Source organism: Shouchella rhizosphaerae, assembly GCF_900142675.1.
Lineage (GTDB): Bacteria > Bacillota > Bacilli > Bacillales > Bacillaceae_D > Shouchella > Shouchella rhizosphaerae.
In genome coordinates this window covers 416,173-437,972 of sequence record NZ_FRBS01000004.1, presented here as the reverse complement: position 1 = coordinate 437,972, position 21,800 = coordinate 416,173, and the positions used below count along the sequence as shown (strand labels likewise).

General features: G+C 44.7%; 20 protein-coding genes. 17 read left to right on the top strand and 3 right to left on the bottom strand.

Translation table 11 applies throughout. The features are described 5' to 3' along the window. Position 1: 1 nt before the first annotated feature. Positions 2-1,114, top strand: a complete 1,113-nt coding sequence (locus BUC05_RS13850; protein ID WP_244153314.1) for an NAD(P)-dependent malic enzyme — start codon at positions 2-4, stop codon at positions 1,112-1,114. A gap of 255 nt (positions 1,115-1,369) precedes the next feature. Here the strand turns inward: BUC05_RS13850 and BUC05_RS21645 are convergent, their stop codons facing one another. Continuing rightward, a complete protein-coding gene (locus BUC05_RS21645; protein WP_035204702.1) occupies positions 1,370-2,200 on the bottom strand; it encodes an SHOCT domain-containing protein in 831 nt (276 codons plus the stop codon). Between the two features lie 231 nt (positions 2,201-2,431). Here BUC05_RS21645 and BUC05_RS13840 point away from each other — a divergent pair, with 231 nt between their 5' ends. The 12 genes from BUC05_RS13840 (at position 2,432) to BUC05_RS13790 (ending at position 15,220) form a co-directional block, all read left to right on the top strand. After that, a complete protein-coding gene (locus BUC05_RS13840; protein WP_035204704.1) occupies positions 2,432-2,860 on the top strand; it encodes a hypothetical protein in 429 nt (142 codons plus the stop codon). Next, a complete protein-coding gene (locus BUC05_RS13835) occupies positions 2,850-3,299 on the top strand; it encodes a hypothetical protein (RefSeq protein ID WP_011245776.1) in 450 nt (149 codons plus the stop codon). Before BUC05_RS13840 ends, BUC05_RS13835 begins: the two co-directional genes overlap by 11 nt. Continuing rightward, complete coding sequence (locus BUC05_RS22090; protein WP_142237564.1) at positions 3,260-3,535, top strand: Gp15 family bacteriophage protein; 276 nt, start codon at positions 3,260-3,262, stop codon at positions 3,533-3,535. The genes BUC05_RS13835 and BUC05_RS22090 overlap by 40 nt, the downstream gene beginning before the upstream one ends. Continuing rightward, positions 3,535-5,316 carry a phage tail protein gene (locus BUC05_RS13830; protein ID WP_073305094.1) on the top strand — a complete coding sequence of 594 codons (1,782 nt, stop codon included), beginning with the start codon at positions 3,535-3,537 and terminating at the stop codon, positions 5,314-5,316. The genes BUC05_RS22090 and BUC05_RS13830 overlap by 1 nt, the downstream gene beginning before the upstream one ends. Positions 5,317-5,332: 16 nt before the next feature. Next, entirely contained in the window at positions 5,333-6,052 is a 720-nt protein-coding gene (locus tag BUC05_RS13825; protein WP_011245778.1) for a distal tail protein Dit, read from the top strand. Between the two features lie 17 nt (positions 6,053-6,069). After that, a complete protein-coding gene (locus BUC05_RS13820) occupies positions 6,070-10,125 on the top strand; it encodes a phage tail spike protein (protein WP_073305092.1) in 4,056 nt (1,351 codons plus the stop codon). 1 nt (position 10,126) lies between these two features. Beyond that, positions 10,127-10,357 (top strand): hypothetical protein, encoded by a 231-nt coding sequence (locus tag BUC05_RS13815; protein ID WP_063609754.1) that lies wholly within the window; start codon positions 10,127-10,129, stop codon positions 10,355-10,357. A gap of 113 nt (positions 10,358-10,470) precedes the next feature. Continuing rightward, on the top strand, positions 10,471-10,863 hold the full coding sequence (locus BUC05_RS13810; protein WP_235360826.1) for a phage holin family protein: 393 nt from the start codon (positions 10,471-10,473) through the stop codon (positions 10,861-10,863). 307 nt (positions 10,864-11,170) lie between these two features. Beyond that, positions 11,171-11,941: an N-acetylmuramoyl-L-alanine amidase gene (locus tag BUC05_RS13805; RefSeq protein WP_063609752.1), complete on the top strand. Its 771-nt coding sequence runs from the start codon at positions 11,171-11,173 to the stop codon at positions 11,939-11,941. Positions 11,942-12,026: 85 nt separating this feature from the next. Next, on the top strand, positions 12,027-12,599 hold the full coding sequence (locus BUC05_RS13800) for a nitroreductase family protein (protein WP_073305090.1): 573 nt from the start codon (positions 12,027-12,029) through the stop codon (positions 12,597-12,599). Between the two features lie 319 nt (positions 12,600-12,918). Next, positions 12,919-14,919, top strand: a complete 2,001-nt coding sequence (locus tag BUC05_RS13795; RefSeq protein WP_167369576.1) for a penicillin-binding transpeptidase domain-containing protein — start codon at positions 12,919-12,921, stop codon at positions 14,917-14,919. A 64-nt stretch (positions 14,920-14,983) separates the two neighbouring features. Next, positions 14,984-15,220, top strand: a complete 237-nt coding sequence (locus BUC05_RS13790) for a hypothetical protein (RefSeq protein ID WP_011245785.1) — start codon at positions 14,984-14,986, stop codon at positions 15,218-15,220. A gap of 40 nt (positions 15,221-15,260) precedes the next feature. Here the strand turns inward: BUC05_RS13790 and BUC05_RS13785 are convergent, their stop codons facing one another. Together BUC05_RS13785 and BUC05_RS13780 are read right to left on the bottom strand one after the other, a co-directional pair. Continuing rightward, complete coding sequence (locus BUC05_RS13785) at positions 15,261-15,479, bottom strand: sporulation protein YjcZ (RefSeq protein ID WP_374757924.1); 219 nt, start codon at positions 15,477-15,479, stop codon at positions 15,261-15,263. 76 nt (positions 15,480-15,555) lie between these two features. After that, positions 15,556-16,500 carry a metallophosphoesterase gene (locus BUC05_RS13780; RefSeq protein WP_011245786.1) on the bottom strand — a complete coding sequence of 315 codons (945 nt, stop codon included), beginning with the start codon at positions 16,498-16,500 and terminating at the stop codon, positions 15,556-15,558. Positions 16,501-16,620: 120 nt separating this feature from the next. Here BUC05_RS13780 and BUC05_RS13775 point away from each other — a divergent pair, with 120 nt between their 5' ends. From BUC05_RS13775 to BUC05_RS13760, 4 genes are all read left to right on the top strand, one after another. Beyond that, entirely contained in the window at positions 16,621-17,178 is a 558-nt protein-coding gene (locus tag BUC05_RS13775) for a thioredoxin family protein (protein ID WP_011245787.1), read from the top strand. 126 nt (positions 17,179-17,304) lie between these two features. Continuing rightward, entirely contained in the window at positions 17,305-18,261 is a 957-nt protein-coding gene (locus BUC05_RS13770) for an AAA family ATPase (RefSeq protein ID WP_011245788.1), read from the top strand. Beyond that, positions 18,261-19,436, top strand: coding sequence for a DUF58 domain-containing protein (locus BUC05_RS13765; RefSeq protein WP_035204717.1), 1,176 nt, complete (start codon positions 18,261-18,263; stop codon positions 19,434-19,436). The genes BUC05_RS13770 and BUC05_RS13765 overlap by 1 nt, the downstream gene beginning before the upstream one ends. Beyond that, the gene (locus BUC05_RS13760; RefSeq protein WP_073305085.1) at positions 19,426-21,636 is read left to right on the top strand and encodes a DUF4129 domain-containing transglutaminase family protein; all 2,211 of its coding nucleotides are present in this window, start codon (positions 19,426-19,428) and stop codon (positions 21,634-21,636) included. The genes BUC05_RS13765 and BUC05_RS13760 overlap by 11 nt, the downstream gene beginning before the upstream one ends. Positions 21,637-21,800 lie beyond the last annotated feature (164 nt).

Below are 21,800 nucleotides of genomic sequence, written 5' to 3'. Positions count from 1 at the left end.
AATGGAAATGAAAAGCACAGTCCCTTTAATAAATGAATACGATATGAGCCTCGCTTATACGCCTGGCGTAGCTGAGCCATGCAAGCGCATCGCTGAGAATAAAGACGAAGTATACGACCATACCATTAAGGGCAACCTTGTCGCCATTGTTACGGATGGCTCTGCAGTGCTTGGTCTTGGCAATATTGGGCCAGAAGCGGCTATGCCAGTTATGGAAGGAAAGGCCGTTTTATTTAAGCAATTTGCCGGAGTGGATGCAATCCCGCTTTGTTTAGAGACACAAGACGTCGATGCAATTGTCGCGACAATTAAAGCGGTCGCGCCTACATTTGGCGGTATTAATTTGGAAGACATTGCTGCGCCCCGTTGTTTTGAGATTGAGCAACGCCTACAGGAAGAACTAAACATCCCGGTTTTCCACGACGACCAGCACGGCACAGCGATCGTTGTCCTAGCTGCGCTAATCAATGCATTAAAAGTCGTCGATAAAGGGTTGAACAGCGCCCGCATTGTCATCAACGGGGCAGGGGCAGCAGGCCTTTCAATCGCCACGCTTTTGCTAGAAGCAGGTTGCAGCGACATCACCCTTGTCAGCTTAGAAGGAATTGTCCAAGAAAACGAGCCGTGGCTAAACCAACGCCAAAAAGAATTAGCGGCCCAAACAAACCGACGTCATCTTACCGGCAAGCTCGACCAAGCAATCGAAGGCGCCGATGTCTTCATTGGCGTCTCCGGCCCTCGCGCCTTAACAGGCGAACAAGTCAAGCGGATGAATAGCGATGCTGTTGTATTTGCTCTCGCTAATCCGACGCCTGAAATTTACCCAGAAGATGCGTCCGCTGCTGGTGCGGCCGTTGTGGGCACTGGACGTTCAGACTTTCCGAACCAAATTAATAACGTTCTTGCCTTCCCCGGCATTTTCCGCGGCGCCTTGGAAGCCCGCGCTAGCACCATCACCACCTCGATGAAGCTGGCAGCTGCAAAAGCAATTGCGAACATTGTTGGGCAAGACTTGCATGCCGGCCACATTCTCCCGTCTCCGTTCGATGAACGAATTGCCCCTGCCGTGGCCAAGGCCGTTGCGGATGAAGCGAAGGAGAAAGTGTGTAGTTAATAATGAATAATGAAGAAAGATGCATGAACAGAACAGCGCCCATTCTGTAAAGAAAGGGCGCTTCTTTATTATTTAAAAATGGGTAATGAGAACAAACATATATGGAAAAATGAAGAGGAAATTTTAGTAAAAACAGGAACGGTGACTTTGGTGTATCAAGTACTTGGCTACAGGAACAACCACTAACCACCTAGCTTATTTGCACAAAGCCCAAGCAATTGCAACGTAGGAACAGTTCCCATGAAAACCCCCTTTTTAATTAAGCAATTCCTTCTTCTTTTTCTCGAATTCCTCTTCAGAAATGATACCCTCATCAAACAATGATTTATACTTGCGGATTTCGTCGGCGGGGGAGAGCGAATCAGTCGAATGTACTTGATTCTCAAGATAACGTTTGAGAGCGAGAATGAGCTCCTTGGCTTCAAGCATTTGGTTGTATTGATTAATGTTTGTGATCGTGATTTCGTTAGCCTCTTCTTTTGGACTATAGTAACCCCGATTAGCAAACCCTTCGTAATGAATTTTAACTTTTCCACTTGTCATAGTTGGTTTTGATACGGATACGCTAGAGATTTTTTGGATATCTACTGTTTTTGAACCTTTTCCTCCAGTATGTAGAAACTTTTTATATTTTAACGTTATCGTACTTTTTGAAATAACTATACTCCCAGTCAAACCACTATAGTCATAGCTTTTTGTCTTCCCATTTATTAGTTCATTTAGTAATTTCTCGTGAGCAAAAGATACTACGGGAGTATCATTTTGGTCTATATTATCCAGATATTGATTAATAAGCTTTTCAGCTTTTAGAAAACGTTTAAACTGATGGGCAAAAGATATTGTTATAGCGTATTCGTCAGCCATAATATCTAGTTTGGAGAGATCCTGAATATCAAATCCTTTACGTAGAAAATAACAATAGCCTGAGACAATACTTGGTTTTTGTAAAATCAACTTATCGAGGTCCGAATATTTGATTTCTACAGTAGGACTACTAGTGAAGCGTTTATTTCTTCCATGTTTTAGGATTAATTTATCTTCTAAAACTACTAATGTTGACCCTTGCCCTTTAAAAGTGTGTTCCATAGCTAGCAACCATCCTTTCGTAAAGGTGTTCTCCTATTTCTCTTATCTTACCATAATCGTGGCAGAATCATGGCAGAAACACGACAGAATCGAACGCTCGTTCCGTATTATGATGGTAGTGTAGCAAGGTTAGCTAAAACCGAGCTGCACATTCGTTATCCATTTGTTAATGGTGCCGGCACCGCCTTTGCTTTGGGTAAACGGAGAAACTATAATTTTGGAGGAATTGACATGGCAGAAAAGAAATTTGTTGGAACACGAGTAGAAGTAAATGGACGAGTAGTAGCAAAATTAACGTCTTTCACACACTCACTAGAGGTTGAAGAGGCGGATGTAACTGGTCTTGGGGATACAGTTGAAGGTGGCGGCGTTTTCCGCCAAAAGTTCATTGCTGCGTCTGTAGGGGAGACGGTGGCGATGGAAGGGATCGCACTACTTGAAGATGATGGCCAAACAGAGTTAAAACGGGTAGCTGAATTAGGTCAAGAAGCAGTTATTAAGCATACAGACGCAAACGGAGCTGGATACGCTTTAACAGGGTTCTTTACTACGTATGAAGAGGAAGGTTCTGTATCTGAAGGTGTATATACATTCTCTGGCGAGTTCCGGGTAAACACAAAACAAGCAGTTGTGGAAGATGGTGCTCCAGGTGGCGAATAACTCGGCGGACCGTTTGCAATTGCTAAATGAAAAGGCGGAAGAGCTGGCCAAAATCCAACAAGAACAGCTTGTTGCCGATTATGATGATGCTTTAGCTGAGCTAGCGAATGAACAAAAGCATCAGTACGTCAAGTTTGCGGGCGAATATTTTCAAATTCCAACTGAAATGCCCTTCCAGTTTGCAACATTTTACTTTCGGCACTGTGTACAAAAAGTGAGAGGCAAAACGCAAATGGCTGTGCCAGAAGAAAAAATGTATGAATTTATTGAACTAATGTTAGGGAAGGAATTTCTAGCCCATCTCGAACAGTCGAAAGCAGGCGTCAATTTCGTTTTTAAACATATTGTGCCTGACATTATGAAACTTTGGGGATATGATGTCAAAGGCTCAGGCGCACAATCAGCCGCGGCGCAAAAAAAAACCAAGATTCGCGGATAATCATTTGGGCGTGGGCAGCGTTAGAAGCAGATTTCTACCGGTTTTATGGCATAAATTTAACAAAAGAGGGATTTGAGAACCGCCTATCTTGGAGGCGGTTCTTAGTATTTGTTAGAGGCTTGCCCGAAGACAGCGCCTTCCAGCGTTTTTTGCAAGACAAAAAGAAACGCAGCGCCGCCGAATGGGATGAAGGCAACATGCAAATGGAAGCGAACAAATGGAAAGGGGGAAGATGATGGCGATTTCAATAGGAGAGTCAGCAAATGTTAGACTTAATTTTGACGATATAGAAAAAAGCGGAAAGGCTCTGGCGGGCTTAGAACAAAGCTTAAAAAATATAGTTCTTGAAGTTAATAAGGTGACACAAGGCTTTGCAGAGGGCAATTGGGGAGAGGTTTTTTTAGGTCTTATATCAGGAGCCGGGACATCCTTACTCGGTATAGTAGCTATTAAAGCAGCTTTTGATGGCCTAGCAACAATAATACCAGTGATTGTAAGCGGTTTAGGAGGAATAGTAACCTCTTTATCAGGATTTATTGTACCGATAGCACTCGCTACCGCCGCAATTGCCGCTCTTGTTGCAGGCATTATGTATCTTTGGCAGACAAATGAAACGTTTCGCAATGGTGTAATCCAAGCGTGGGAGGCCATAAAGACCACGATGGAAACGGTAGTGGCTACAATTGTTACTTTTGTTTCTGAAAAACTGGCGCAAATCAAAGCGTTTTGGGATGAGCACGGGGCTGCTGTTATGCAAGCAGTAACCAATATCTTTAATGGAATAAAGAGCATTATTGAACCAGTTATGAACGGCATTTTGGCGATTATGCAATTTGTTTGGCCGTTCATTGTGTCGCTTATTCAAATGGTATGGGGCAATATTCAAGGAGTCATTTCGGGAGCATTGAACATCATCATAGGGCTAGTAAAGGCGTTTGCAGGTCTTTTTACTGGAGACTTTTCTTTAATGTGGGAAGGCATTAAGCAGCTTTTTTCTGGCGCGCTTGAAGCGATATGGAACGTCGTTCAGTTGTTATTGTTTGGGCGGCTTTTAAAAATTGCTAGTTCTTTGTTTACCGGTTTAATGGGTGTTTTTTCAAAAATGTGGGGAGCAATAAGTAATTTGTTTTTGACGGCATTAAATGGAATAAGGTCGTTTTTCTCCACCATTTTTACTCCTATTCAAAACGTAGTCATGACAGTAATGGGCTTTATCCGCAATGCCATTTCAACTGGCTTAACAACAGCCTCGAATGTGGTTCAAACTGTATTAACGGCAATTAGGACAGTATTTTTAACTGTATTTAATGCTGTTCGCAATGTAGTTACAACGGCGATTAGCTTTGTACAGAATTTTATTTCAACCGGAATTTCGGCGACCCGTACAGCGGTAACAAGTGCTCTTAATGCGATAAAAACCACATTTACAACCATTTTTAACGCTGTCCGTTCAAGTGTGACAACTGCAATGACTAATATCAAAACGGCTATCTCTAATGGAATTCAAAGCGCCTGGCAAGCGGTCTTGAATTTTGTTGGCCGTTTTCGCGAAGCAGGGAAAAACATTGTTAATAGCATTGCAGAAGGAATTACTAGTGCAATTGGGGCAGTGAAAAATGCAATTTCTAATGTCGCTGGAAAGATACGGGATTTCTTGCCTTTCTCACCTGCTAAAGAAGGCCCACTGCAAGACATTCACCGTCTTAACTTTGGAGGACCAATTAAAGACTCAATTTACCGAGATGTGCCAAAAATTGAACATGCATTTGAGAAAGCATTAACACTGCCTTCTCTTCACGACATTGGTTCTTCACTTGGCCGGGGGTTGGCGCGGCTAGATAGCAATGTACAAGCAAGAGAGTTGCAGGGACTGTCAGCAAATCCTTCTAGCAACATGACGATTGAAGTGCCAGTCCACCTTGAAGGCAAACAAATTGCTAAAGTGACCGCACCGTTTATGGATGTTGAACTTGGACGGAGAGGACAAATGGCACAGCGTGCAAGAGGACACTACTAAAAAAGGAGGCGAGAAAATGAATGCTTGGTTTTCTTTTAATGGCGTGAATTTTTCAAAGTGGCTCAAACTGGTCGATGACAATCGTGCCTCATTGCCGCCACGGAAATTTACGAACACGGAAGTCCACCACGGCGTCCATGCTTCAAATAAACGGTGGGGCGAGTACTTGATCGAGCTTGATGTTTTAATGATTTCCACAAGTTATGAAGAACAAAGAAAAGCAATGCGGGAAATGGCTTATTACCTTTCAGCAGAAGAAGGAAAACTGGTATTTTTTGATGAGCCAGATAAAGCCTATCATGCATTTGTAGTCGACTTTTCCGATTTTACAGGCAAAGGGTTGTTGAAAACGGGAAAATTAGTCTTTCAAGTATCGGATCCCGTCGCAGAAGGGGCAAAAAAAGAGCTTGATTTCACAGGTAGCATAGCTGTCGACTATGTAGCTACTGCACCAGCGATGCCGGTTTACTCGATTCTTTTCCATGAAGAAGCAGAAAACGTACAAATAGAAAAAGACGGGAACCGATTTAAGTTAAATCGAATGTTCCATTCAGGCGACCGGGTTGTGATTGACAGTGAAAAGTCAGCGATCCGCTATAACGATGAATGGGCGATGCCTTTGCTTGATCTGCGTTCAGGATTTAAAGATCTATTTTTACATCCTGGAGAAAATCATATTGCCGTTCATCCCGAAACTGCGACAGTAGAGATCGCATATAAGGAGAAATGGTTATAAAGGGAGAGGGGGATAGAATGAACGTATTCATTTTTGATAAGCACGAAACATGCAGAGCTGTTCTCGATGAACGGCATTTAATTGAAGCGGTTCATACAGAACAGCTAAACAATGCACATTCCTTTGAATTTACAATCCTTGCTGATTGTGACCATGCCCTTGAAATCGTTGAAGGACAACAAGTTGCTTTTTATGATGTCGATGGCGATTTTCAACTTTTTGAAATTGTGGTTGTAGAAGATCGCCATGGCGATGCTGCCTATAAAACGGTTATATGTGAACATGCAGTCAATGAACTGCTTGATGAACCTATAGAACATATTCAGTTTCATCGGACAAACGCAAGGCAAGCCCTTTCTAGTATTCTTGCACGGACACGTTGGCAGCCAGGCGTCGTTGCCGAGTTAGGGGAAGCTCCTGTAGAATTTGGCCAAACCAATGCCAAATATTGTGTAGCCGAGTTGTTAAATACGTTTAAGGGCGAACTAAGATGCCGTGTGACCATTGACGGAAGCAAAATTACCGGTCGGTACATTGATATTCTTTCACGCCGAGGGGCAGATACTGGCAAACGATTTGAATATAGAAAAGACTTAACTGAAATTGAACGCACGATTGATATGAGCAGTGTCAAAACGGCGATCAGAGCTTACGGGAAACCGACTGAGGATGAAAACGGGGACCAAGGCAAACCGATTACGTTTAAAGAGATCGAATGGAGCAAAGCGAAAGGCGACCCTATTGATAAACCAAAAGGGCAAGACTGGCTTGGCGATGAACAGGCAAGAGCCTTATGGGGACGAGGGGATTATGAAGGAAAAAGGCACCGCTTTGGCATTTTGGAAGAATCGGATGAAGACAACCCTGTCCGTTTATTGGAACAAACCTATGAATATTTGCAAACGGTATGTACGCCACTTGTCCATTATTCTGGAAAGGTTGTCGATTTATTCAGACTATCCAATTTTGAACATGAACGTATTCAATTAGGAGACACGGCCGCTGTCCTTGATGAAGACATTTATCCGGTCATCCAAGAAAAAACGAGAGTAATTGAGCTGAAACGCGACTTGCTTGATCCTAGCAATGATGAAGTCGTATTAGGGGAGTTTCTGCCGCTTTTTTCAAGTCCAAACCAAGAAGTAGAACGGGTGCTGGCAAAAGTGAAAGAGAATTCCCATGTATGGGATCGGGCGGGGAGGCCAATTCAGCCCAATTCATATCCGGACATTGTTCCTGAAATACCTGCTAATGTGACAGCGACCGGTTTATATGCTGCCGTCATGGTGGAATGGGATTTTAGCCATTTAGATACGTATATTGCAGGTTATGAAGTCTATGCAAGCGAAGTACAAGGATTTGCAGGAAGCCCAGAAACACTCGTTTACCGAGGGATTGGCAATACTTATAGCTTTCATGGAGAACCGAATAAACAGTATTATTTCCGTGTCCGTGCTTTTAACTATTACGAGCGTTACTCACCTTTGTCGGAAGAAGTGAGCGCTACGACAGCACGAATCGTATCAGAGGACATTTTCTTTGGCGAAGACTTGGCTGCCAAACTGCGCGAACTAAGTAAGGAAGCGCAAATTATTGCCGATGGGTCGATTAACTTGGATCAACTGGAAGAGTCGGTCCGCGAGCAATTACAGCAGGACGCTAAGCAATACACCGATGAGGAAATTAAGGCGGTTACCGAGCAAATAAATAGCGAATTGGCCGAAAAAGCCGGGTTAGAGTATGTCGACGGCAAGTTCCAATTCACAGATGGCAAACTAGCTGAGTTAGACAGCATTACCGATAATTTAACCCGTGAGGTTGGCGATATTAATGGGACTGTATCTAACATCGCCACTAACGTAGACGTCATCGAAGGCGAACTATCGGCGACAGCTAGCCGTTTAACGAATATAGACGGAAAGCTGAGTGCTCAAGAAGCAGACATACGAGCCAATGCAGACGCCATTTCTGCACGAATCACCAAGGACGAGTTTGAGGACACGACAGGGCAACTCTCCAGCCAAATTGGCGAATTAGAGTTAACCGCTAGCGGGTTAAAGACTGATTTTGGCGAACTGAGCAAGACGGTTGAAGGAGTGTCAGAGAAACAGTCTAATTTTGAGACAACAATTAATGGGCTAAAGGCCGATGTTTCAAACGTGGAGACAAGAGTAGATAATAATGCCGGAGCTATCACTAATGTCAGTAGTCGAACATCTCAGCTAGAGTTGAGGGCTGATCGATTTAGCACATCCATTACTGAACTTCGTTCGGATTTCGACAATCTGGAAATAGGCGGAAGAAATTTAATCTCACGATCTAGTTGTAACAATGAAAGACCAAGATTAGTGTATGATTCATTTTCGCATGCGAACTTCATAACAGTCAGCTACCAGGATGATTTCTTGATTATGACTAACACAGGGGACTCTTCGACTGACCGATATTACCAGTTAGGTTCTACAAATGTCGCAGATACACAAGGATTTCTAAATGGACAAGAGTATGTAATATCTTTTGAAGCAGATGTTAGTCGTACACTAGAGTTTAGGGTTTTCTCCCGCGTAAACAATAGTTGGGCCAGGGATGTTTTTAACATTCCAGCCTCGGATGGGTGGCAAACTTATACTTACGTTTTTAAGTTTAAGGATAACGCGGCGGGGAAAATGCTTAGATTTCAAATCCCGGGTAATGCTGAGGAATCGCTATTCCGAATAAGAAAAATAAAATTGGAAAAGGGGAACAAGCCTACAGACTGGACGCCTGCTCCAGAGGACATAGAAGATAGAGTATCATCAGCAGAAACAAAAATCGATCAAACCGCTCGTGAAGTCAGCTTGGTGGCGTCTGAGACCAATGTCCTTGGTGGCCGCCTGTCACAAGCAGAGTCTAAGCTAAGTGTACAAGCCGATCAAATCAATGCGCGTGTCGAGAAAAACGGTGTCATTGCTGCTATTAACTTATCTAGCGAGGGTGTCCGCATTGATGGCGCAAAAACACGCATCACAGGGCAAACGTTGATTGACAATGGCGTGATTAAGACGGCCCATATTGGAGAGGCAGCAGTCGGGACTGCTGCGATCGCTAATGCATCGATCAGCAAGGCGAAGTTGCAAAACGCCATTATCGGCACGGCACAGATCGAGAATGGCGCGATCACCAACGCAAAAATTGGCAATGGGCAAATTGACAACGCGAAAATCGCAAATGCCACGATTACCAACGCTAAAATTAGCGACATTAGTGCCGCTAAAATCACAAGTGGCACGTTAGATGCAGCCAATATTATGGTTAGGGCGATGAATGGCAGTATGGCTGTGCAGATGGATGCGGACGGATTTAAGGCGTTTGACAGCAATGCTCGGAACCGAATTTTAATCGGCATACGAAATTTTAATGGTCAGGGCAGCGATCCGGCCCTTGTTAGGTTTTTCGACCCTGGCGGCAAAAACATGGGTTATGTTGGTGCAAACACAAACGATACATTTACCATTTACAGTGCAAGTTCTACATTTATTGATTCGGTCGACCGGATTATCTCAAGGTCCGGGGAGTTTCGTTTTGATCCAATGCGTGGCAGTACCGGCAGCAGGTATTGGGTCATGGGAAGGGGAAATACGTCAAGTAAATCGGGACTTCATCCGACTTTTAGGCCTGATACCTCTGGGTGGGGTCTTGTAGGGATGAGTAATTTCCGGTTATGGGAAGTTTGGACCAATAACATGCATTACTTTACGATGCACAAAATTTCATCACGTAACGTAAAGGAAAACATTGAACCTCTTGACCTGGATTACTTCGCCCGTTTAATAGATCAAGTTGAATTAATGTCTTACCACTACAAAACACCCGATAGAAACGGTGCTTATGTCCGACCGAATTATGGTCCTATTTCAGAGGATTTACCGGAAGAGTTTCGCACGCCGTCTGATGAAGGTCCGGCATTGTCAATGGATGACTTTATCGCTGGAATTCTAGCTAAAGTGAAAGTGCAAGACCGGATAATGAAAGAACAGGCAAACGCGATTAAAGAGATTCAAAAGCAAGTCAATGCTCTGAAAGGAGGTCGCTGATGTGAGTCATGAGTTATCCTCTGAACAAAAGCAATATATCCAATCACTTGAGTATGAGGTACAAAAAGCGAACGCCCGTGTTGAGTATTTAGCGGAAAGGCTGGGGCAGCGGGAGTTAGAGTTATCAGAAATCGATGCGCAATTACAAACCTTTAAAAACGCTTACGCTTTACTGCAAAAAGAAAAGGAAGACATGAAGCAGGAAGAAACACAAGAAAGCCATTCTGAGTGACATACTCTATTAAATGGTATTTGGTTAACGGATTACTAACAGGAAACTAGAACAGCTTGAAATCAACAGCATGCCATTGAAAGGGGGGATGCTATATAGGCACATTCGCTGACTTGTCCTTAGATGTCGCTCGCCTTTACCTTTTCGGCAATGTCAAATTTCTAGACTTGCTCATATTGCTGATGGTGTTCGACATTGTCACCGGCATTGCAAAAGCAATCAAAAACAAAAGCGTTCGCAGCCGGGTTTCTTTGTATGGCTTTGCTCAGAAAATTGGGATTTTTGTTGTCATTGTTGTTGCCAATATGATTGATATCGTCTTAGATTTGAAAGGCATGGTTGCTTCGGCAACTGTGCTTTTTTATATCGCGAATGAGTGTTTGAGCGTTGTAGAAAATTTAGCGGCCAGTGGAGTGAAAATCCCGCCTGTGATTCGGGAAAAATTGTTAGGTTTTGCGAAAAGCGATGATGATAGGGACTCAGGTGAAGACAAGCCAAATAAGTAAAACGAAAAGGATTTATAGGTAACTTCCAAATTTAGTGTGTAATGGAAATAAGAAGAGGAGAAATCCTAGCTATCAGCGGGATTTTTCACCTAATTCAATTCGTTTCTAACGTTTGTCCATGTCGGCAAGACCCTTTGTTTCATACAAGTAGATTATAAGGGTTGACTGCCACTAGTTGAGGTATGGAGATTAACCCTTACGGATGGGAGCAGTCCTATCCTTATCAATAGTGCAGAAGGCTGTTGGCGCTGCCTTCAGCCTTAGACGCTTAGGACAAGCACCTACTATTATTAAGGAGGAATCATTTATGGTTAAAATTTTTATTGATCCAGGACATGGTGGTAACGATCCAGGTGCAGTAGGAAATGGTATGCAAGAGAAGAACTTAACATTGTCAATTGCGACGCAAATTCGTGATATGTTAGTGTCTGAATATGAAAACGCAGAAGTCCGGATGAGCCGAACAGGCGATACAGCCGTCTCTTTAACAGAACGGACGAATATGGCCAATAACTGGGGGGCTGATTATTTTCTATCGGTGCATATTAATGCTGGAGGTGGGACTGGATTTGAGTCGTATATTCACACATCGCAGACAAGCGGGTCTGTTCGGGCACAAAATATTATCCATCCAGCAATTATGCAGCAACTTAGTGAAAGGGACCGAGGAAAGAAAACCGCTAATTTTGCAGTGTTGCGTACGTCAACGATGCCAGCCATCCTAACAGAAAACCTGTTTATTGATCATGCCAACGATGCGGCCAAGCTTCGGGATCCGGCCTTTTTGACACGCGTCGCTCGTGGTCATGTCAATGGGTTGGCGCAAGCGTTCAATTTGCGGCGCAATTCCGGTGGAAACGGCACGATTTACCGTGTGCAAGCCGGTGCTTTTTCCCAACGAGCTAATGCAGAAGCCCTTCAAGCACGACTTCAAGCAGACGGCTACGAAGCCTTAATTATCCAAAGCGGTTCCCTTTATCGTGTCCAAGTTGGCGCTTTTTCGGTTAAAGCCAATGCAGAAGCGCTTGTTGCTGAACTAAAGAGCCGGGGATATGATGCGATTGTTATCACGGTCTAAATGAAAATGAGAATCATTCCTTGCGTTTGCCTAATCCTTTCGTTAGACTAAAAGATAAGAATGGAGAACGAAGGAATGAGTGAAAATGGAATTGAACCAAGTAAAAGCAATTGACGAGCTTATAAAGGGAAGGCGCTCAATTAAGAAATTTAAACCTGATCCTGTATCCATTGAAGAAATAGTCGATATATTGGAAGTGGCAAAGTGGGCGCCGAATCATAAATTAACGGAACCTTGGCGTTTTCTTCTATACGCTGAAGAAGGGAAAAACCAGTTTGTAGACGCCTTTTTGAAAACACAAGCAGGGAGCGATGGGAAGATCCCCGAAAAAGCGCAAAAAAAGGCAGCTTATTTTAGGGAAATTCCCCTCCACCTTGTTGTTGTCATGCCTGAGGACCCTCGTCAAAAAACATGGGATGAAGATTATGGAGCGGTTTGTGCCATGATTCAAAACATCCAGCTTGCTGCCTGGGCCAGAGGCATTGGCATGATTTGGCGTACGAATGACTGGATTTACAATCCTGTCTTCCGTGAAGCCATTGGTGTTCAGCCTGGGGAAAAAATTGTCGCAACATTAATGATTGGTTATGGGGATTTTATTCCTGAAGCAAAAGAACGGACGCCGATTGCTGATAAAATCAATATTATTCGCTCGTAATGACAAAAGCGTACGAAAGCAGAGGCTTTCGTACGCTTTTTTTACTTATAATGGGTCTAACACAGGAAAGAAGAGATAGTAGAGGGTATAGTGTCTTTGTGACCATTCCTTAGAGGAAAAATAAAAAGTGTAAGATTCCTGGTTCTCTTCGAAAGAAGGGCAAAGTTGAGGCTGTTTTTTCCAAACAATCTTGTGACTTTAGACGTAAGAGGTTCAAAGGTATCGACAAGTATGCTACTCTAACAGTAGAATCTTTTATCCTATGATTTTTGTCATATTTTTCGAAGACTTACCAATTAGCAAGGGAGCTGTTAGGGAGTTGAAGCGGTCGGGATTACTACTTTTTTCGGCATTCGCCGGAATGACACTTGCTTTGGCGGCTTGTTCAAGTTCGTCTCCAGAAGATGCTGCTAACACTTATATTGAACATTGGAAAAACGGCGAATACAAGGATATGTACGCCATGCTTACGAATGAAGCAAAGGAGAACGTCGACGAGGAGACGTTTATTACGAAACACGAGCGCATTTTTAGTGATTTGATAGCAGAATTTTCAGTGGATCCGAGTTTTCCAGATGACTACGATGGTGAAGGAATCGAATCGATTCCGATTTCCATTTCAATGGAAACGATTGCGGGACCTTATTCCTTTGAGGAAGGAATGGAATGGGTTCAAGCAGCGGAAGAAGAAAATGAGTGGCATTTGGAGTGGGAGCCGCGCCTTTTATTTCCTCAATTGGAAGGCGATGATGTGGTAAGGCTTGACCGCACGCCAGGAATGCGGGGCGATCTTTATGATGTCCATGGGCAGGCGCTAGCGACTAATGGCGAAGTGCTCGAAATGGGTGTGCAGCCAAGCTTGCTTGAAGGGCAAGATGATGCTGTGTCCATCTTAGCCAATGAGTTAGGGTTAACGGAAGACTATATTGAAGAGCAGTTGAGTCAAGGCTGGGTGACACCAGAGGCGTTTGTGCCGCTTAAGCAATTACCTGCTAGCGAAAATCGCCTAGCCGATTCGATTACAGAGCAAGTAACAGCCGCCTCCTACAGGCGCTTGAACGGGCGGGTTTACCCATTTGGCGAAGCTGCTGCCCATTTAACCGGATACATTGGGCCGATTACGGCGGAAGAATTAGAAAAGCGCAGTAGCGAAGGATACTCTTCTTCTTCCAAAATTGGTCTAGCCGGATTGGAATTGGTGCTCGAAGACCGTTTGCGCGCAAAAGACGGAATAGAAATTTATACAGCAAGCGCAGATGGCGAGCGGAAAGAAACCATTATCGAGTCTGAAAGCGAAGATGGCGAAGATATCCACTTAACGATTGATATGGACGTCCAGGAAGCGATTTTTAACGAATTTGCTGGGAAATCAGGTACAAGTGTGGCGCTAGACCCTCTTACAGGGGAAACGTTGGCATTGGTTAGTTCGCCAGCTTACGATCCGAATTTAGCAGCACTTGGGTTTTCTAGCGAGGAGCGCAAGAAAATCGAGGAAAACGAAGAAATGCCGCTGTTGAACCGTTTTAGTGCCAGTTTTTCTCCAGGATCGACTATGAAGGCACTAACTGCTGCGTTTGGGTTAGAAGCAGGGACACTTGTCCCCGAAGAGAAAATGGAAGTAAGCGGCCACGATTGGCAGCCAGACGATGCATCTGGTTGGGGCGATTACCATATCCACCGCGTCACTGATCCAGGCGGTCCAGTCGATTTAGAAGGTGCCCTTATGTATTCGGATAATATTTATTTTGCGATGGAAGCATTAAAATTAGGGGAAGAGAAGCTAATCGAGCATGCTGAAGCTGTTGGTTTTGGGGAAACATTGGATTATTTGTACCCGTTGAAGAAGTCGCAAATAACCGGCGAGGACGGATTTCGTTCCGAGCCTGAGCTTGCATATTCAGGGTCTGGACAAGGGCAAGTGCTCGTCAACCCAGTTCATCTTGCCACGATGTATACGGCTTTTTCCAATGAAGGCGCTATGATTCAACCAGTGCTAGAGCAAAGTGAACAAACCGGCGTCGTCTGGAAAGACCATCTGTCGCCTGAAACAGCTGCAATTATTGATGATGCCCTTGGGAAAGTGGTGTCTGAAAAAAGCGGGACGGCCCATGCAATGGAAATAGATGGCTATCCGTTAGCAGCAAAAACAGGAACAGCTGAATTAAGCGGTGGTCAAGGTGAATCGAATGACGATGTTCTTGGATGGGTTGTCGCCTATAACCAAGATGATCCTGAAATGTTGGTGGCGTTTATGCAGGAAGGGGCAAGGAGCGGCGAAGTTGTCCCAAAAGTAAAGGCAGTTTTTGAAGCAACTCGGTAAAACTTCCGCACATGCCTGCCTGCTAGTGCATAAGATACCCCATCAGATGTGAAGGGGGACCACGATGCAAACGCAATGGCATTATCATCAGCCCGTTTACCGGCGCCCACCTGGTTACTATGGCGGAAGGCCATTTGGCTATGGGGGAAGTGCATTTCTAGGCGGTCTCGTAGGCGGTCTAGGGGGATCACTCATTGCTGCGCCGTTTTTATACGGTGGTTACGGGTACGGATATGGCTATCCGCCCTATGGTTACGGACCTGGAGCTTATGGGTACCCACCTTATGGATATTATTACTAAATAAAAGAACATTAGCGAAGGACGCTAATGTTCTTTTCAGTTAGCAAGGCAGTCCGCGTCCGCCGCCCCAAAAGCCGGCGCCGCCAATGATAATAATTAAAATGAAAAGCACCACAACTATAGCAATCGCAAACCCGCCGCCGCCAAATCCTCTCGGCCCACAGTAAGGGCCCGGTCCATAACCGTATCCTCCACAAGGCGGGGGAGGGCAGCAGCAGTTGTTTTGAAATCCTCCGTAATAATAGCCCAAGCATTGCACCACCTTTTTCTAGGATAGTACACGATATGGATATCCATCTAAAAAGGTGATGAACCGTTATAATTTGGGCATGGGGCTAAAAATCCATTGGAAAACTAAACGTCATCGGCGCTTTATGAAAGTCCTCGTTTTCTAATGAGTCTTCCTTTGTATAAGGAGAGTAGGTGCTGATCGTCACTGCTTGGGATTTGGGTTGAAACGTCAGGAGGCGCATAAAGCCATTCCCGCCTTTTTGATAGCCTTGGTAATCAGATAAAATCTGTACTACAGTCCGTTCATTTACACCGTCGCCATCGTCATCAATACGGTCAAATCGCTGAGCCGTGCCGTGGTAGTGCCCGCTCAGGACAAGCTGAATGGAAGGGTTGGGCTTAATTAATTCATTAAACAGTTTGTCTCCATCTTCAGAGCGTTTGCCATTGACTTGCAAGTAACGATGCGTCGCAACAATCGTTGCATGGTGAGGGTGGTCTTGAACGACTTCTTTGGCCCACGAAAGCGTTTCGTCATTCCAACCAAACCCGAGGTAAAGAATGAGGAATTTGTGCCCGCTAACTTGAATTTCATCAAAGTGGGCTTCATTATCTTTATAAGATCCCTTAAACACATGGCTTTTTTTAAAACGGGCATCGCCAAAATAGCGGCTGTATGTGCTGTAGTCCAATTTGCTATGTCCGACATCATGGTTGCCTGCCAGCACGCCGTATGGAATTTTGGCTTGATCTAGTTTTTTCATCGCTAAGTCTGCCTGAACCCATTCGAATTCATTCGTCATATGGTCAACGATGTCGCCCGTATGAATCGCGTATTTAATGGACTGGTTCCGTTCGTTTTCGACAATCCACTCCGTCATGCTGTCGTAAATATACGGGTAATGCTGCGAGTAATACTGCGTGTCAGACATCCACACGAATGTAAACGGCTTATCGCCGATCGCATAGGCGATTGGAGTTGACACTTGCCCGATGCCTAAAAGCAGAAGGATAATAAGGGTCGGGGCAAGCAAAAAACGTTTGAACATCTCACCACTCCTTTAAATGTAGTGTTTGGATTGTCAGCAAAAATATGTCTAGAAAGATCAAATTTTTTGCGCCCATGACCTAAGGCATGGTACGATCAGTAATAAAAAAGGAGCAAGCTTATGACACTTCTCGATTGGTTTGAAAAAGGGGCGAGTGCCCAAGACTACATAGAGTCGATGGAAGTAAACAAAGAGACGTTGCTTCACATATACAATCAGTACATTCCTAGCGGGGACGCTGTGCAAGGAATGGAACGCCTCCAAGGGAAAGGCATGAAAGCCGTTGTGCTTACCGCTGATTGGTGTGGGGATGCGATGGTAAACGTGCCGATTTTTCTTAAATTAGCGCAAACGGCTTTAATGGATGTTCGTTTTTTAATCCGCGATGAAAACCTTGAGTTGATGGATCAGTACTTAACCAATGGGCGTGCCCGGTCCATTCCGATTATCGTCTTTTTCGATAGAGAAGGGAAAGAAGCAGGCAAATGGGGGCCACGGGCTGGCGAGATAGAAGCGCTCGTAACCGAATGGAAAAAGCAGCTTCCTGATCCTGCAACGGATGCCTATAAAGAAGCGTTTAAGACAGAACTAATCCCAAAAACGCGAAAACTGTTCCAGCAAAAAGAAACTTGGGATAAAATTGAAGCAGACATGCTGCAAACAATGTCACAACTGTAACAAGCAAAGCCGTGCACTTTAAAGGTGCGCGGTTTTTTCGGTGAAAGCTAACGCTTGTTCTGTAATGATAAAAGAACAGGACAATGGTACAATGAAAAAAAGAAACGGAGAGGGGCCTAGGATTTGTTGACTACAAGCACAGCTAAAATAGATGAGATCATTGAAAATGTTGAAAAAGTGATGATTGGCAAACGAGCGGAAATCCGCCTTAGCCTTGTCGCCTTGCTTGCAGGGGGGCATGTGCTTCTTGAAGATGTGCCTGGTGTTGGCAAAACCGTTTTTGTCAAAGCAATGGCGAAAACAATTAACGGCTCGTTTAAGCGAATCCAGTTTACTCCGGACTTGCTGCCGTCGGATGTGACGGGCGTATCGATTTACAACCAAAACAAGCAAGCATTTGAGTTTCGTCCTGGCCCAGTTATGGCGAATGTCGTGCTTGCTGATGAAATTAACCGTACGTCGCCTAAAACCCAATCTGCTTTACTTGAGGCACTAGAAGAAGGAAACGTCACTGTTGACGGGGAAACGATGGTCATCCATTCGCCCTTTTTTGTCATGGCGACTCAGAATCCAGTTGAATACTCTGGAACATTTCCTCTTCCAGAAGCGCAATTGGACCGGTTTTTAGTACGAATTAGCTTAGGCTACCCGACGATTGAAGAAGAGTTGGAACTTTTAGGGCGTGTCGAGCAAAAACATCCAATTGAGGATCTAGAAGCGGTCGTCACACTTGATGAAATTTCTGCTTTGCAGCAAGAAGTCAAAAACATTTACATTGACGAGTATGTCAAAGAGTATTTAGTAAACATCGTCCATGCCACTCGAACGAGCGGAAAGATTGAACTAGGCGCAAGCCCCCGCGCTTCCATTGCACTGATGCGGACAAGCCAAGCTTACGCACTCATAATGGGGCGTGATTTTGTTGCTCCTGATGATGTGAAAGCTGTTGCACCCTATGTACTCGGGCATCGAATTCGATTGCAGCACGATGTCCACATGCGTGAAGAAGCGGCAGATGAAGTACTCGCTGATCTGATAAAACAAATCCGCGTTCCGGTAGAGCGGAAAAGGCATGCAACCTAATGAAACGAGTAAAACCATTTGTTTATTTTGCTTTCCGATGGTTGATTGTCCTGTTTATTCTAGCTGCTACCTTTGTCTTTGGCATGTTCCAAGGCGGCTTTGTCAGTTGGTTTTTGTTTTATAGCGTCGTCATTGTGTTTATTTGTTCATGTCTTGTTTCTTGTCTTTCCTTGTTTGGAGTGAAGGCCACGCGCCATATATCAAAACAGGAACTAAGAGCAGGTGAAGAATTTAATGTAGAGATCACGATCTCAAGGCCATGGCTGCTTCCATTTTTTTATTATGAAGCGAGTGACGACGTTCCTGCCTCGATATTGGCAGAGCGGCATGAAGCCATTTTCTTTTTCACGTTAAAAAAAGAGCTGCGCTTTTCGTATGAGGCGAAAGCGTTGCAACGAGGGGAACAACAATTTGGCAAACTGGTTGTAACAGCAAATGACTTGTTTGGCCTTATCCGCGTTAAAAAAAGGATTCCGATTCAGACGGAGTTGCTTGTCTACCCTGCTTATCACTATGTAAAGCATGGCTTAGGAACAATCGGCGTTTCACATGTAGCCAAGCAATTAAAAAAGAATCATGAGGACCACGCTGTTTCTGGCGTACGCCCCTATGTGGCAGGCGATCGCATGGCGCAAATTGATTGGAAGCGCTCGGCAGGTGTAGGAGGGCTCGTCACAAAAGAGTTTGAAACGGACCAGAGCGAAGAAATATCGTTATTTTTATTGCCGAGCGTAGTGGAAACCGAGCTAGAAAAAGAATGGTTTGAAGAAAGTGTGAGTTGGGCCGCGTCTTTGGCAGCCACTTTTGTGTCAGCACGTACGGAGGTTGGTTTGCATACGTATCCTAATGGTTGGAATCAGCTGCAACTTAATGAGCGAACGTGGAAATCAGGCTTGCGTTTGCTTGCCAAAGTGAAGCCATTGAAAACGAAAAAGCAAGCCCACCTGCCTCCTAATCTTCAGCTACTAGGAGGGGTGACTCTATTGATAACGCCGCAAATAGAAGAGAATACCATTCGTTTAGTACGGCAGCTTGAAAAACGTAAAACGCTTGTGTTTGTTGCTTCCGCTGCTCCAGTTGGCGAGTGGGAACAGGAGCAATTTAAGCGGTTAAAGGCACAGCTTTTCCATCCCCAGTTTGAGGAGGGCAAGAGGCAAAGTGCGGATGATGCATAAAAAAAGGCAACTTTATCGTGATTTTGTGTTATACATGTTCGGTTTTCTTTTACTGATGGAATGGCTCTATCCTGTCTCAGAAATTACGCACACAGATTCGATTGCTCTATTTGTCGCCGTTTCTGCTGTGTTTTTCTTGATCACATTCTTTAAAATCCACCTTGTTTGGTCATTGCTTTTTCGCCTTGCTGCCATTCTCGGAGCGTTGTATCTGTTGTTTCCAGAATCAAGCACTGAGCAAATGTGGATGTTTACTTTTTTAGATGATCTCTTTTATAACATCTATTTGCTGACGGCTGGCAATTTGGCCGACATTACCGATATGCACCGGACGTTTTTATTTTTAATTCTTTTGTCCATCCTCAGTTACCTACTGTTTTACTGGATTGTCCAAGCACGGAGAATATTGCTCTTTTTAGCGATCAGCATCGTCTATATTGGTATAATTGACACATTTACCGATTATAGCGGGAGCTGGGCGATTGTTCGCACCTTTATCGTTGGGTTGTTTCTGTTTGGGCTGCTGCTGTTGCTTAAACGCGGCGAACAGAAAGGCACGCACGCTGTTTTATCGTTTCGCACATTTGGCCGCTCATTTGCTTTGCTAGGCGTGTTTATCATGCTAGCAGCGTCGATTGGCTATGCGATGCCAAAACCTGAGCCGCAGTGGCCTGACCCTCTTCCTTATCTCCAATCGGTATTTGGCTTTGTTCCGAGCGGTATAGGCACACCTGTGCAACGGATTGGCTACAGTGAGGATGATCGCCGCCTTGGTGGCGGCTTTGTCCAAGATGACACGCCTATTTTTATTGCTCGGGTAGAAAGCGGCCAATATTGGAAAGGGGAGACAAAAAACGAGTATACGGGAAGAGGTTGGCAGCTTTCTGACTCATTAGAAGTCGAAGAGCGGAGTGTGACCCCGCCGTTGCAAGAAAGCAAACGTGCTGATGCCGTTGAAGTAGAAACGCAGCAGGCGGAGTTGCAATTGTATAGTGAAGGGGAGCAACAATTCGGCCACTTATTTTACCCAGGAGAGCTTGCCTCGCCAACGGTAACAGATTTAGTCGGCGAACAAGATTATCCGTTGCAAATGGACCCTGTTTCAGCGATGGCCACAGTCGCGAATGGCGAATTGGTGCCGCAACGATACGAGTTTCAATTTTACGAGCAAACGTACTATGTGGAAGGCTTGCGCAATATTGGCCGACCTGATTACAGCAACGACGAAGAGCTAGCCGATTATTTAGCATTGCCAGAAGAATTGCCTGAACGTATCGGTGAGTTGGCCGAAGACATTACGAAAGACGCGGACAACCAGTACGACATGGCCGTTGCGATTGAACAATATTTAAGCGGGCCCAATTTTGAATACGAAACAGAAAATGTGGCTATTCCCGCAGAAGGCCAAGACTATGTCGACCAGTTTTTGTTTGAAACAGCGAGAGGGTATTGCGATAACTTTTCAACAGCGATGGCCGTTATGCTGCGAACACTTGACATACCGACTAGATGGGCCAAAGGGTTTACAGAGGGGGAAGCACAGGGAACTGTCGGCGAAGATGAAACCTATCAAGAATACGTAATTGCCAATAGCAATGCCCATTCTTGGGTAGAAGTATATTTTCCGGAAGTCGGCTGGGTGCCGTTTGAACCGACGCCTAGTTTTTCAGGTTTTTCCTTTCAGCAGCCCGAAATCGACATCGAAAACCGCGATGAGGAGGATGTCGAGCCTGAACAAAGAGAAGAGCCAGAGCAGGATGAAGACGAAGTGCAAGAGCCTGAAAACGAAGAAGAAACAGAGGCATCACAAACGTTAGGCCAAACAAAAGAAGGCCCGAGCTGGTGGCTAGGAGCCGCCATAGGGATACTTGCAGTGGCGGCGTTGGTTTTGTTTCTGTTCCGCAAAGCAATTGCCCGTGCTTACGTAAACGGTATGTACAAAAATGACGGGCGAACAGAGTCCTTTGTCCGTTCTTATGAGCGCTTGCTATGGTTGCTCGGTTTTCATGGCTACAAGCGAAAAACAACGCAAACATTGCGTGAATATGCAACCGACGTGGACAGCGAACTGGAGTCTACTGGAATGCGGGAGCTAACCGAAGCTTACGAGCAATATTTATACAGCAATAAAAAACCTGACATTGACGGGGACCGCTTTCATGAAAATTGGAAAAACATCCTGAACAAAATCAGAACTTGACCGCATTCAAGTGGGCTTGTTATGATTATTGGCGTATAAGCTGCATAAAGAAATGCGTGAGCCCCAAACAAATGGGAGAGCATTCATTTATATGGCTGCAAAGGCAATGCCGAGGGGCGATTGCTCTTGTAGCCGTTTTATTTGCGATAGTGATTGATTTTTTC